Consider the following 12,946-nt stretch of genomic DNA (forward strand, 5'->3'; position numbering starts at 1 on the left):
TGAACCTGCCGAATGATGGTGAAGATAGGATTAACCGCTCCGAGGCGGCGCGATATTCACAGCCAAGGCGAATAGGGGCTGGAACGACGGTCTGATATCGGCCAATGAGAGAGAAGTTCGCTTCAGGCGGTGCCGAGGACAGGACCAGAGGGGTCGATAAATGTTCGAATCTGCTGTCCAGGCAATCACCCGGCGATTCGCCGGGGAATTTCGGCAGGTCGTATCCGCGAAAGTTCTGTAATGCAGATTGCGGCGAGCATGCCGGCAGAGGATTCCAAGCGGCGCGTCCTGAAGGATGTCTTCGGCTTCGATGATTTTCGTCTCGGCCAGGCGGCCGTGATGGAGGCGCTGCTGGCCGGGCATCATGTACTGGCCGTCATGCCGACGGGTGCGGGCAAATCGCTCTGCTACCAGGTCCCGGCGCTGGTGCTGGGCGGGCTCACCATTGTCGTTTCGCCGCTGGTAGCGCTGATGCAGGACCAGGTCGCCGCATTGCGCCTTGCCGGTGTGGCGGCCGATACGATCAATTCCTCGCTCGATCGCGATGCCAATGTCGCTGCATGGCGCCGCGTCGCGGCAGGGCAGACACGGCTGCTCTATCTTGCGCCGGAGCGGCTGATGACCCCGCGGATGCTCGAGGCGTTGACCAAGCTCGATGTCCGGCTGATCGCCATCGACGAGGCACATTGCATCTCGCAATGGGGACCGGCGTTCCGGCGCGAATACGAAGAATTGTCGCGGCTGCGCGGCATCTTCCCCGATGTGCCGATCATTGCGCTGACGGCGACTGCGGACGAGACGACGCGCACCGACATTGCCGCGCAACTGTTCGACGGGCGCGTCGATACCGTGGTGCTCGGCTTCGACCGACCGAACATCAAGCTAAGCATCGAGCCCAAGCAGGACAGCAAGCGCCAATTGCTGAATTTCGTGCAGCGCCATGCCGGCCGAAGCGGGATCGTCTATTGCCTGTCGCGCAAAAAGACCGAAGAGATGGCGGCGTTCCTCGAGCGGAACGGCGTACGCGCGCTCGCCTATCATGCCGGCATGAGCAAGGACGCGCGTGAAGCGAATCAAAACGCTTTCATGACCTTGTCCGGGGTGGTGATGGTGGCGACCATCGCCTTCGGCATGGGGATCGACAAGCCGGACGTCGCCTATGTCTTCCACACCGACCTGCCGGGCAGCTTGGAAGCCTACTATCAGGAAATCGGGCGGGCGGGCCGCGACGGGCGGGCGGCCGAGGCGCATATGCTCTTCGGTCTCGGCGACATCCGTATGCGCCGGCTTTTCATCGACGACGAGGGCGCACCGGCGGAGCACAAGAGGCGCGCGCATGGCCGGCTCGATACGTTGATCGGCTATTGCGAGACGGCGCAGTGCCGCCGCCAGATCCTGCTTGGCTATTTCGGCGAAAGTGCTTCGCCTTGCGGCAATTGCGACAACTGCCTCGACCAGGCGCCGCATGCGGATGGCGACGCCGAGGCGCGGATCATCCTGGCAGCGATCACACAGACCGGCGAGCGCTTTGGCGCTGCCCACGTTGTCGATGTCCTGCTCGGCCATGAGACCGAGAAGGTCCTGGCCAGGAACCACCACAGGCTTGCCAGCTTCGGCACCGGTGTGGCGCATAAGAAGAGTCTCTTGCTGTCGCTGCTTCGCCAACTCGTCGCGGGAGGGTTCCTGACATCGGACTCAGCCGGCCATGGCGGCCTCGCCGTCGCCGAGAAAGGCCGTGAACTCGCCCGGGGCGAGGCTTCATTCCGGTATCGCGTGGACGCGCGCCAGTCATCGCGAGGCAAGATACGTCCTGTGGATACCGCAGCAGGCACGGAAGGTCTGGATTCGGCGCTGCTGGCCGCGCTCAAGGCGGTACGGCTGCGTCTTGCCCGGGAACGCCAAATGCCGGCCTTCGTGATCTTTTCGGATCGTACGCTGATCGATATGGCCGAACGCTGCCCGCGTGATCTGGACGCCTTCGCCGCGGTCAACGGCGTCGGCGCCGCCAAGCTCAAGGATTTCGGCGAGATATTCCTCGGCGCGATCGCTGCGCATCAGTCCGGTGTGGCGGGCTGAAGACCCACTTCAGTGACGCAATCAGCACCTGCTTCGTCTCGCCGCCGCAATCGCAGCCTCCTGCTGCCGCAAGCGCTCGATCTTCGCGCTCTGGCGGGCAGCGACGGTCGAGGCGACACGCTGCCCTCCCCACAGCCAATCCGGAATGTTGGTGTGGACGACTTTGCCGCGAGCGATGGCTGTTGCCGACATCTCGTCAGCGACCGTGCCGATCGCCACGTTGAGCTCGACGCAACTCATCTTGTCGTATTTCGCAGCATCAAAGGATGCAGGCAAAGGCGATGCACAACTTCCGACAAACATCAGGCTGCATATCACAGGCGTGGCCATGGAGATCGGCTTCATTCTCTTATCAAGCACGTTGATGCCGGACAGACGAATATCGGAGGATGCTCGACCTGGGGCCGCGAAGCACTCCCGAGGTTCCGCGTAACTGAAGCATGTGACCTCTACAACCCTCTGTCCTGACCGTCCTATTTGTCCTCGAAGAATTCCGAGAGAACCGCTGCTATCGTGTCGGGGTGCTCTTCTGGGAAAAAGTGCCCGCCTTGGACAGCGCGTCCTTCCACGCTGTCAGCCCATTTCCTCCAGATAGCCAGCGGCCCGCCTTCTTGCGCATACCAGTTCTCCAGGGCGCCTTCGCCACTCCATAGCGCCATTAGCGGGCACTCGATGCGACGACCGTTTGCCTGGTTCAGCGCGTCATGTTCACGATCGGTCGTCGCAGCGGCGCGATACTCTTCGCATATCGCATGAATATGCGCGGGATCGCGAAGCGCATCAACATAGGCGTCCCTGACCTCTTTGGAGACCATTTTCGTCGACGATCCCCATTGCGTTATTGCATCGTCGACGACGGCATCGGGAGCCGCGCCAATCAGACGTTCCGGCAGGGGCTCCGGCTGGGCAAGCAGGCTCCAGGGCCAGAAGCCGAGCGCCAGCCTGGCATCCGCCCGATCCCATGTTGCGGCGGTGGGGATGATGTCGAGGACGGCGATTTTGAGGACTTTGTCGGGATGGTCGAGCGCAAGGCGATAGGCAACCCGCCCGCCGCGATCATGTCCGGCAACCATGAATCGCTCAAACCCCAGTTGCTTCATGGCTTGAACCATGTCGCCGGCCATGGCGCGCTTGGCGTATTGGCTATGATCGGCAGAGGAAACCGGGCATCCGCTTTGGCCATAGCCTCGAAGGTCGGCGGCGACCACCGTGAAGCGGGGCGCCAAGGCTGCGGCGATATCCCTCCACATCAGATGCGTCTCTGGAAAACCGTGAAGAAGCAGCAGCGGCGGACCGGTGCCACCGACCCTTGCGAAAATGGTCGTATCGTCCAGTCGCAAGCTGGTGGCTCTGAAACCTGCAAACACCGTCAGCCTCCTCCGGCGCCGTCAGACAAACTCTCTAAGGGCACTAACGGTCGCCTGAGGCGAAAACCCCGGCCGCGATGGCCAGGGTTCAAGCCGGCCAATTGCTAGAATCGAAACCAGACCCAGACGCGCCTGCGGAAGCACCGCCTGCGCCGATAGCCATTCCGCCAGTAAACGCGACAGACCCTTCTCCAAGCACGCCGGCGGCGCCGGCGCGGCCGGTGCCACCGGCGATGATAGACTGGTTGCAACTCTGCTTGAGTATCGTCGTCGAAGGTCTCGACGTCCGGCGCCTCGAGTTCATCGAGAATGCCGTTTCTGGCAGTTGGAACGCCGGCCACTGCGTTGATTGGCCGAACCGTGCTTGCAAGGGCCGCGGCCCCGGCAATGCCAAACATTCCTGTCAAAAATAGTCGCCGATCCATGGAAACCTCCCGATCTCAACCAGCGATAGAACAGGGCTAACGATGGGGAGATAGCGCAGTCGGTGCAAACGCCTAGTGCCGCGCGGCGATTGCGATGATCCGGTCGGCCGAAGGGTGTCGCCTTCTCCTCGAAGTGGGACGGCTACTTCGATCGACAAACACTCGGCGCTTTTTTGAATTGATGGCGGCCGAGACACAAGGAACATCGAATGACGTCTGCGCCATAGCCACGTTCCACGCTACTGCTCTCGCTTTGGTCGTTGCGTTGCAAGAGGGCTTGACTGCCATCCTACCAGAAGGTAGGTAGGGGCATGGGCAACGTGTCTACTACCTCCGACGACATCCTGGCTTGTGCGCGTTCTCTGATCGTCGCTGGCGGCTACAACGGTTTCAGTTATGCCGACATCGCTGATGTGGTCGGGATTCGTAAGGCGAGCATCCATCACCATTTCCCAAGCAAGGTCGATCTGGTCCGAACGCTGGTTGCGCGGTATCGGGAAGAAGCTGAAGCGGGGATGGCGAATCTCGAACTTCAGGTCTCCGATCCGCTCGAACAGCTTCAGGACTACGCTGGCTATTGGGAAGTCTGCATCGCGGATGCCAGCGCTCCGTTTTGTATCTGCGCGCTGTTGGCAAGCGAGCTCCCCGTGCTGCCCGAGGAAGTTGGCCTTGAGGTCCGGGCGCATTTCCGCTCCCTGTCGGCTTGGCTGACATCCGTGCTGGAGCGCGGTGCGCGGCTCGGCCGATTCCAACTGATGGGTGCCCCTCGTGCCGAGGCTGAAGCGTTCATGGCGACTGTCCACGGCGCGATGCTTTCGGCACGGGCCTATGGCGATCCGAAGATATTCGCCGTCGTGACACGCCCGCTCCTGGAGCGGCTCGCTCCGCGTTCCCTCCAGATACAATCCTAAGACCTCAAATAACCATCGCCGTAACGGCTCTGCGACGTTCGTCGAGAGACCTACCTACTAGTCGAAAGGACATCCAATGACGGTTCACAGTAGCGATCTTTCCCGCGCCAGCCAGGAACAATGGCTCAAGCTCTATTACTTCGCACGGACGGCGGTCTCGGCTGTCTGGGTGGCGGCTGCCTTTACAGTGGGACAGAATTCCGGGGTGGTGGCGGCGGTTTTGCTCGTGGCTTATCCTGCATGGGATGCCCTCGCCAATTTTGTCGACGCATCGCGCAGCGGAGGATTGGGACAGAATCGCACCCAGACCATCAACGTCGTGGTCAGCGCGGCGACAACGCTCGCGGTCGTTGTTGCGCTGAAGATGAGCATGAATTGGGTGCTTGGGGTGTTCGGCCTATGGGCGATCCTGTCTGGCCTGCTTCAACTCGGCACCGCGGTCCGCCGTTGGAAGAGCTCTGGCGCGCAGTGGGCGATGATCCTGAGCGGAGGGCAATCAGCACTGGCAGGCACGTTTTTCATCGCGCAGGCGCGGATGCCGATGCCGCCATCCATCACCAACGTGGCCGGCTATGCCGCAGTAGGCGCCCTCTACTTCCTGGTTTCGGCGGTGTGGCTGAGTGTGAGCCAATTGCGGCGGAAGGCTGCATAGCCCGCCATCTTGAGCCATCACCGACCCGATCAGAGGGCTGCCAGCTGCTAGTATCGGTTCGCCAAACACAACGACCCGCCCTTATCCTTAAGGACCGATATGTTTGGAATTTCACCACCCGGCTGGGGGCTAGCCGCTCATCCAAGGCATCTCGATCGCGCCGAACGATACAGCGATCCCGAGGGCCATCAGCGCAATGCCCAAGGCAACTTCGAAGCGGCGGCCGCGCTGCAGCAGCTTCTCGACGAAGACGACCAGCGTCAACAGCAGCATCCAGGCGACACTCATGATGCCCACCGCGACCAGCACGGCAAACAGCGCCCAGCAGCAACCAAAGCAATAGAGTCCGTGCCGCAGCCCCATCTCGAGTGCGCCAACCCGCCCGTCGCGCCAATGCTGCGCAACGAAAGCGAGCGGCGAACGGCAATGGCTGAGGCAAATGTGCTTGAGTGTCGTGAATTGGTAGAGTCCGGCGACGCCAAGCGTGATACCGAGCGCGAGCGGCGCCCATTTCGAATGCTGAGGCGGATCGAGGCTCGTCGCAAACTCGCTTCCGATCTGGACCAGGACATACACGAGAAGGCCCGCCGCCGCCCAGACGAGCATGTAACCCGCGACGAATATCCACGTCGGGACGGCAACGTGCTGTTCGCGCCTGGCCTGCGCCGCCGCGAACATAAAGATCATGGGCGCGGCCGCCGGCAGCATCATGGCAGCCATCATCACCGTCCATACAGCAAGAAAGGCGGCGGCGCCGGCGAGTGACCAGCCGTCAGCGGCAATTCCGGCCATCGCCATGCCGGCCATGCCTTCCATACCCTCCATCCCGCCGCGCACCGCAATGCCCATAGGCATATCCATGCTGAGGGTCAGCGCCCACGCCGCCGCTGTTAGCACGACGAGCGATGCGAGAAGGCCGAGCGGCATGCCACGCAAATTCCGGAGCCGCGACGATTTCCCGGGGAACGCGTCAGGCATCGGCACGTCCCTAGTTCGGGCCGGTCCAGTCGAACGGAATGTGTTTGCTCGAGCGCGCCGTGCCCGTCCAGTCGAGCCCGAAGCCTTTGGTGCTCACCTCGACCGAACGCCCCCAGGTGGCAACCTGGCCCGGGCCGACCTCCGAGCCCGGCGGGTTGATCGTCTGCACCCGCTTGCCGGGTGGTGTTGTGGGACCTGAAAGCGCTTCCGCATGCCCGACGACGAGGCCAGGAATCTCGACCCGCCAGGTGGCAAGGTCGCCCGCCACCTCGAAAGTGATCGGCACGAACTCCATGCCACGCATCTCGCCGATGTTGGCGGCAAAACCCGCCGGCCAGCCGCCAGCCTGCCCGCCGAAGATCGCCTGCAGGGCTTCACGTTGCCGCTCGTTCGCCTTCTCGTCGAGGTACATGCCCATCACGGCCTTTGCCTCGCCGGCCCATAGATTGCCTTCGAACTCGCCGAGCGCCACCAGCGACAGGCCGTCGAGCTTCACGTCGCCATACTGACCCTCGCGTACATGCCAGGCGAGCACGCCCTGGCAGTGATTGCCGGTCGGCCGCTGGGCGAACTCGCAAGGGCAAGGGATGTCGCAGCTGCAGATGTCGAACCAGTCGCCTGCGAGCCGCCATTGAGGCACTGCATTCATGGCTCTTCCTCCCGGAATGTAGCGCCATTTATACGTCGAAGGCGGGGCGCACTCCAGCAGTTAGTGCATCGCTCGCTGATTTTTGGTGGACTTGACGCCCCAGACACAAGTCACCGCGTTGATCAGCAACTGCTCGCGACGGAACCCAGCCACCATCCAATGCGACCACGAAAGTGGTTTCTTGCTCCGTTCCATGTGCTCGATGAGGTCGTGGGTAGGTTCGCGACGGGTCGATCACCAAATACACGATCCAGCTGACGCTCGCTTGACCCACATTGCGAACCGACAACCTTCCGCAACACCGCTCGGTTGCTTGGTCAACGACCTAGCGGGCCAAGGGTTAACGCCGGGCTGCAATTGAGCTCCGCGGCTTCACGAGCATTTATGGCTGAGTTCGGCAGGCAAAAATCAAAAAATGAAATTAGGATCACTGGCGGAGAGGGAGGGATTCGAACCCCCGATGGGCTTGCACCCATGCCGCATTTCGAGTGCGGTGCATTCGACCACTCTGCCACCTCTCCGCGGTCATGGTCCGCCGTTGCCGGCGCGGCGCACTAGATAACGGCTGGACAGGCAGGTTACAAGGGCCAATCTGCCCCGGCGCCGCAGGTTCCCGTCCGTGCTGCGTTCAAAGCTGCGGTGCCCGATGTTCCATGTTTGCCGGACTGGGCTCAGCCCATTCGCAGCTTGCCCGCGGCGCTTGCCTTGACTCAAGCCGAACCTTCGGTTAGGGACAGCGCGCAATCGGCGTGGAGGGATCTTCCGCGCCGCTTGTTTTTTGAACCCGCAGACTGACAAAAAGACGGCCGAACCGCCTCAGGCGGTTCATCAAGGCCGACCGAACAGCGAAAGGCAAAAAATGTTCGCAGTCATCAAAACGGGCGGCAAGCAGTATCGCGTTGCCGCCAACGATCTCCTGAAGATCGAAAAACTCGAAGCCAATGTCGGCGACATCGTCGAAATCGGCAATGTGCTCGCGCATGGCGAAGGCGAGAACGTCACGTTCGGCGCGCCGTTCGTCGATGGTGCGATGGTCACCGCCGAAGTCGTCGAGCAGGGCAAGAACCGCACGGTCATCGCCTTCAAGAAGCGTCGCCGGCAGAATTCGCGCCGGAAGATCGGCCATCGCCAGCTTTTGACCACTGTCAGGATCGCCGAGATCCTGCTGGGTGGCGCCAAGCCGGCGAAGAAGACCGCCGCCAAGACCGAAGCGAAGGCCGAAGTTGCCGCCAAGACCGAGGCGAAGGCTGAAGCTGCGCCGAAGGCCGCAGCCAAGGCAGAGGCTGCGCCGAAGAAGGAAGGCAAGGCCGAGACGACCGGGGACAAGGCTGCCGAAGCCGCCGCGCCGTTGTTCAAGGCGCCGAAGGGCGAGCCGGACGATCTGACGGTGATCAAGGGCATCGGCCCGGTTGCCGCCGGCCAGCTCAACGAACAGGGCATCACCACCTTCGCCCAGATCGCCAAGCTGTCCGACAAGGATGTCGCCAAGATCGACGAGCACATGCCGTTCAGCGCCGACCAGATCAAGGACTGGCGCGAGCAGGCCAAGGAATTGGCGAAGAAGTAGAACGAACTGGCGCAATCGTCGCCGGATCGGACTTGAAACGGAACGCGAACGCGTTCATAAGATCGTTTAGGCGCCTCGCGGCGCATCGGAGTAGTTAGATGGCACACAAGAAAGCTGGCGGATCGTCGCGCAATGGTCGCGACTCCCATTCCAAGCGGCTCGGCGTGAAGAAATTCGGCGGCGAAGCCGTGATTCCAGGCAACATCATCATTCGTCAGCGTGGCACGACGTGGCATCCCGGCACCAATGTCGGCATTGGCACGGACCACACGCTGTTTGCGCTGGAAGCTGGCGCAGTCACCTTCAACAAAAAAGCCAATGGCCGAACCTACGTATCGGTGAACCCGATGACGAAGGCAGCGGAGTAGCCGGTTCCGCAAGAGAACACCGGCACCCATCTCGGGACCGGTGTCTGGCCAAGCCAGGAAATGGATCAGGGGAGATGGGTTTCCATCTCCCCTTTTTCTTGCCTGGAGGACTGACATGGTTGCCGAAGCGGAAGCGACAGACGACGAAAGTTACGCGATAGATTGCCCGGTCCTGGTCACCGAGCGGCTGGTCATGCGGGCCCCGCGTGAAAGCGATATCGAGCAATTGGTGGCGCTCGCCGATAACCGCCATGTCGCGGAAATGCTGGCCCGCATGCCGCATCCCTATGGCGAGGCCGAGGCACGCGCTTTCCTGGCTATGACGGCATCGCGCCGGGCCGGAATCGCCTATGCGTTGACGCTGGCCGGCACCGAGACCTTCGTCGGCTGTGCCGGGCTCAACACCACGGATCGCGGGCTGGAGCTCGGCTATTGGATCGGCGAGCCGTACTGGAAACGCGGCTACGCGACGGAGGCAGCGCACGCACTGGTCGACCTTGCCTTCCAGAGAACCACGATCCAGGTGCTGCACGCCTCGACGCGGGTGATCAATCCGGCCTCGCGCCGGGTCATCCACAAATGCGGCTTCCAGTATGCCGGCCAGGGCATGCTGAATTCGATCGTTGCCGGCCAGGTGCCGGTCGAGCGCTACCGCCTCGATCGCAAGACCTGGACCAGCCTCAGGAATTGGGTGCATTTTTGATGGATGCGGCTCACGCCATCTCGACCCAGACCGGCAAGTGATCCGAACCGGCCGCTTGCCGGTCGACCCACAGGCGCCTCAGCGATTTGGTAAGCGAGGCGCTGGTGAAGATGTAGTCGATGCGCTTGTGGCGGCTGGCATCGCCCGGCCGCTTGGGGTCGACCCAGGTGACGAGATCGGTGCCGGCCGCGCCGAGGCGCGCGGCGGCATCGACGGCGAGGTCGGCGGTCACCGGCATGCCGAATTCATGGTCAGGCTGGCCGGCGAGTTCGACGTGTTCCGGCGATCCGGCGAGCATGTTGAAGTCGCCCATGACGACGAAGGCTTCGGGACAAGGCAAGTCCGGTAAGCCGATCTCGGCGACGCCGGAGAGCCCACCGCCTTCGAGCGGGTAGTTCAACAGGCGTTCGCGCAGAAAGCGGATCTGGCTCAGGCGTTCGACCGGGCTGCGATGGTCGAGATGAGTGGAATAGAAGCGGACGAAGCCAAGCGGCGTTTCGATCAGCGCCTCCAGCGCGCCGCGCTGGAAGTTCATCGCCTCGAAACTGCGGCTGCGCGGCAAAAGGAGATTGCGCGACAGATGGATCGGCGTTCTCGACAGCACCATGTTGCCGAGCTGGAAGGTGGTCGTGATGGCGCGGCCGTTCTCCAGGCGCGATCCGGCGTCGGCTTCGAAATTGCTGCCGTAGACGGCAAAATAGTCGGGCAGCGCCTCGCCGAGCTCGGCCACCATGTCGCGGCCGCCATTCTTCGGGTTGGCGCGGGTGACCTCCTGCAGCGCGATCACGTCGGCGCCGCGCACCGCATCGGCGATGCGACCGACATCATAGCGGCCGTCGAGGCCGATGCCGTAGTGGATATTGTAAGTTACCAGCTTCATTCCGACATCTCGCGCTTGGAAAGCCGAAGATCGATTTTCGGCAAGGGTCAACCAAATGCTACGCGTCCAGAGATACGCGCGACGTTACAGTAGCAAAAACGGCCCTCGCCCTTCGACCCGCCTTGCTTTAGAGCAATCCCGCAAAGCCAATAGCAGAAATCATACAATCCGATGAAATTTCTCGATCAAGCCAAGGTCTACATCCGCTCCGGCGACGGCGGCGCCGGTTCGGTGTCGTTCCGGCGCGAAAAGTTCATCGAGTTCGGCGGCCCGGACGGCGGCGACGGCGGCCGCGGCGGCGATGTCTGGGTGGAGGCGGTCGACGGACTAAACACGCTGATCGACTATCGCTACCAGCAGCATTTCAAGGCCAAGACCGGGACGCACGGCATGGGCCGCAACATGACCGGCGCCAAGGGTGCCGACGTGACGCTGAAAGTGCCGGCCGGAACACAGGTCTTTGCCGAGGACAATGAGACGCTGATCTGCGATCTGACGGTCGTCGGCCAGCGCTTCCTGTTGGCCAAGGGCGGCAATGGCGGCTTCGGCAACCAGCATTTCAAGACCTCGACCAACCAGGCGCCGCGCCGCGCCAACCCCGGACTGCCGGGCGAAGAGCTCAATATCTGGCTCAGGCTGAAGCTGATCGCCGATGCCGGCCTGGTCGGGCTGCCCAATGCCGGCAAGTCGACCTTCCTGGCGGCCGTCACCGCGGCCAAGCCGAAGATCGCCGACTATCCCTTCACCACGCTGCATCCGGGCCTTGGCGTGGCCCGCATCGACGGGCGCGAATTCGTCATTGCCGACATTCCCGGCCTGATCGAAGGCGCGCATGAAGGCGTCGGCATCGGTGACCGCTTTCTCGGCCATGTCGAACGCACGCGCGTCCTTCTGCACCTCGTCTCGGCGCAGGAAGAAAATCCGGGCAAGGCCTACAAGACCGTGCGTGCCGAACTCGACGCCTATGGCAACGGGCTGACCGACAAGGTCGAGATCGTCGCTCTTTCGCAGGTCGACATACTCGATGCCGACGCACGCAAAAAGAAGGCCGCCTCGCTGAAACGCGCCGCCGGCCGCGCGCCGATGCTGCTTTCGGCGGTCACCGGCGAGGGCGTCGAGGCGGTGTTGCGCGCGCTGATGGCTGTGGTGGCGAAGGCGCGCGAAGCTGTCGCTGCGCCGGTCGAGACGCGCTGGAACGCATAGCCATGGCCGCGCAATCGCTGAAAAATTATCGGCGCATTGCCGTCAAGATCGGCTCGGCGCTGCTTGTCGACCGCACGACGGGCCTGAAGCGCGACTGGCTGGCCTCGCTTGCCGACGACATCGCCGTGCTGGCCAATGGCGGCGCCGAAATTCTCGTTGTGTCTTCCGGTGCGATTGCACTTGGCCGCACCATCCTCGGCCTCGGCAAGCGGGCGCTGAAGCTCGAGGAGAGCCAGGCGGCGGCCGCCGTCGGGCAGATCGCCTTGGCCGGCGCCTGGTCGGATGCGCTCGGCAAGAATGGTTTGAAATCGGGCCAGATCCTGTTGACGCTCGGCGACACGGAAGAGCGCCGCCGTTATCTCAACGCGCGGGCGACGATCTCGACGCTGCTCAAGATGAAGGCGGTGCCGGTCATCAACGAGAACGATACGGTGGCCACCTCCGAAATCCGTTATGGCGATAACGACCGGCTGGCGGCGCGCGTCGCCACCATGATGGGCGCCGACCTTTTGGTGCTGCTCTCCGACATTGACGGGCTCTACACGGCACCGCCTGCGCGTGACCCGCACGCTCGGTTCATTCCGATCGTCGACCGCATCACCCCCGACATTGAGGCGATGGCGGGTGCCGCCGCTTCGGAATTGTCGCGCGGCGGCATGCGCACCAAGCTCGATGCCGGCAAGATTGCAACCGCCGCCGGCACCGCCATGATCATCACATCAGGCACGCGGCTGTCGCCGCTGCTGGCAATCGAGCGCGGCGAGCGCGCCACCTTCTTCCGGCCGAGCAGCAGCCCGGTCAAAGGTTACAAGACCTGGATCGCCGGGCAGCTCGAACCGGCTGGCCGGCTGACCGTCGATGCCGGCGCCATCGGCGCGCTGCTCTCCGGCAAGTCGCTGCTGCCGGCCGGCGTCAAATTGGTCAGCGGCAATTTTGCGCGTGGCGACACGGTGGCGATCCTGTCGCCCGAGGGCCGCGAGATAGCGCGCGGGCTGGTTGCCTATGATGCCGCCGATGCCGTAAGGATCGCTGGGCTGAAGACGACCGAGATCGAAACCGTGCTCGGCTACGAGGCGCGTTCGGCGATGATCCACCGCGACGACCTTGTGGTGAGCCATGCCGGTGGTGAGCAAGTAGTCGGTGACCAGGTTACATAGCGGAGGATGA

General features: G+C 62.9%; 13 protein-coding genes and 1 tRNA gene. 8 read left to right on the plus strand and 6 right to left on the minus strand.

Going from position 1 to position 12,946, the window contains the following annotated elements; all coding sequences use genetic code 11:
* Nucleotides 1–240 precede the first annotated feature (240 nt).
* Nucleotides 241–2,076 (plus strand): DNA helicase RecQ, encoded by a 1,836-nt coding sequence (gene recQ / locus NKJ09_RS06845; protein WP_352494131.1) that lies wholly within the window; start codon nt 241–243, stop codon nt 2,074–2,076.
* Between the two features lie 21 nt (nt 2,077–2,097).
* On the opposite strand, the gene NKJ09_RS06850 is transcribed toward recQ, so the two are convergent.
* Together NKJ09_RS06850 and NKJ09_RS06855 are read right to left on the minus strand one after the other, a co-directional pair.
* A complete protein-coding gene (locus NKJ09_RS06850; protein WP_245278615.1) occupies nt 2,098–2,352 on the minus strand; it encodes a hypothetical protein in 255 nt (84 codons plus the stop codon).
* 197 nt (nt 2,353–2,549) lie between these two features.
* Nucleotides 2,550–3,443, minus strand: coding sequence for an alpha/beta fold hydrolase (locus tag NKJ09_RS06855; protein ID WP_352494132.1), 894 nt, complete (start codon nt 3,441–3,443; stop codon nt 2,550–2,552).
* 736 nt (nt 3,444–4,179) lie between these two features.
* Here NKJ09_RS06855 and NKJ09_RS06860 point away from each other — a divergent pair.
* Both NKJ09_RS06860 and NKJ09_RS06865 read left to right on the plus strand, forming a co-directional pair.
* Complete coding sequence (locus NKJ09_RS06860) at nt 4,180–4,779, plus strand: TetR/AcrR family transcriptional regulator (protein WP_352494133.1); 600 nt, start codon at nt 4,180–4,182, stop codon at nt 4,777–4,779.
* Nucleotides 4,780–4,855: 76 nt separating this feature from the next.
* On the plus strand, nt 4,856–5,431 hold the full coding sequence (locus NKJ09_RS06865; RefSeq protein ID WP_352494134.1) for a DUF308 domain-containing protein: 576 nt from the start codon (nt 4,856–4,858) through the stop codon (nt 5,429–5,431).
* 129 nt (nt 5,432–5,560) lie between these two features.
* Here NKJ09_RS06865 and NKJ09_RS06870 read toward each other — a convergent pair whose 3' ends face one another.
* The 3 genes from NKJ09_RS06870 to NKJ09_RS06880 form a co-directional block, all read right to left on the minus strand.
* Entirely contained in the window at nt 5,561–6,358 is a 798-nt protein-coding gene (locus NKJ09_RS06870) for a DUF2182 domain-containing protein (protein ID WP_352494135.1), read from the minus strand.
* Between the two features lie 61 nt (nt 6,359–6,419).
* Nucleotides 6,420–7,058: a DUF1326 domain-containing protein gene (locus NKJ09_RS06875; protein ID WP_023719685.1), complete on the minus strand. Its 639-nt coding sequence runs from the start codon at nt 7,056–7,058 to the stop codon at nt 6,420–6,422.
* A 431-nt stretch (nt 7,059–7,489) separates the two neighbouring features.
* A tRNA-Ser gene (locus NKJ09_RS06880) sits at nt 7,490–7,579 on the minus strand.
* 338 nt (nt 7,580–7,917) lie between these two features.
* Between NKJ09_RS06880 and NKJ09_RS06885 the strand changes: the two genes are divergently transcribed.
* From NKJ09_RS06885 to NKJ09_RS06895, 3 genes are all read left to right on the plus strand, one after another.
* Nucleotides 7,918–8,625: a 50S ribosomal protein L21 gene (locus NKJ09_RS06885; RefSeq protein ID WP_352480957.1), complete on the plus strand. Its 708-nt coding sequence runs from the start codon at nt 7,918–7,920 to the stop codon at nt 8,623–8,625.
* A 98-nt stretch (nt 8,626–8,723) separates the two neighbouring features.
* Nucleotides 8,724–8,993: a 50S ribosomal protein L27 gene (gene rpmA, locus NKJ09_RS06890; protein ID WP_023678077.1), complete on the plus strand. Its 270-nt coding sequence runs from the start codon at nt 8,724–8,726 to the stop codon at nt 8,991–8,993.
* A 115-nt stretch (nt 8,994–9,108) separates the two neighbouring features.
* Nucleotides 9,109–9,696, plus strand: coding sequence for a GNAT family N-acetyltransferase (locus NKJ09_RS06895; protein ID WP_352480956.1), 588 nt, complete (start codon nt 9,109–9,111; stop codon nt 9,694–9,696).
* Nucleotides 9,697–9,706: 10 nt separating this feature from the next.
* On the opposite strand, the gene NKJ09_RS06900 is transcribed toward NKJ09_RS06895, so the two are convergent.
* Complete coding sequence (locus NKJ09_RS06900) at nt 9,707–10,576, minus strand: endonuclease/exonuclease/phosphatase family protein (protein WP_352480955.1); 870 nt, start codon at nt 10,574–10,576, stop codon at nt 9,707–9,709.
* Nucleotides 10,577–10,747: 171 nt separating this feature from the next.
* Between NKJ09_RS06900 and obgE the strand changes: the two genes are divergently transcribed.
* Together obgE and proB are read left to right on the plus strand one after the other, a co-directional pair.
* On the plus strand, nt 10,748–11,779 hold the full coding sequence (gene obgE / locus NKJ09_RS06905; protein WP_352480954.1) for a GTPase ObgE: 1,032 nt from the start codon (nt 10,748–10,750) through the stop codon (nt 11,777–11,779).
* 2 nt (nt 11,780–11,781) lie between these two features.
* Nucleotides 11,782–12,936, plus strand: a complete 1,155-nt coding sequence (gene proB, locus NKJ09_RS06910) for a glutamate 5-kinase (RefSeq protein WP_023719680.1) — start codon at nt 11,782–11,784, stop codon at nt 12,934–12,936.
* The last annotated feature ends 10 nt before the right edge of the window (nt 12,937–12,946 follow it).

Source organism: Mesorhizobium sp. M0189 (assembly GCF_040322135.1).
Classification (GTDB): domain Bacteria; phylum Pseudomonadota; class Alphaproteobacteria; order Rhizobiales; family Rhizobiaceae; genus Mesorhizobium.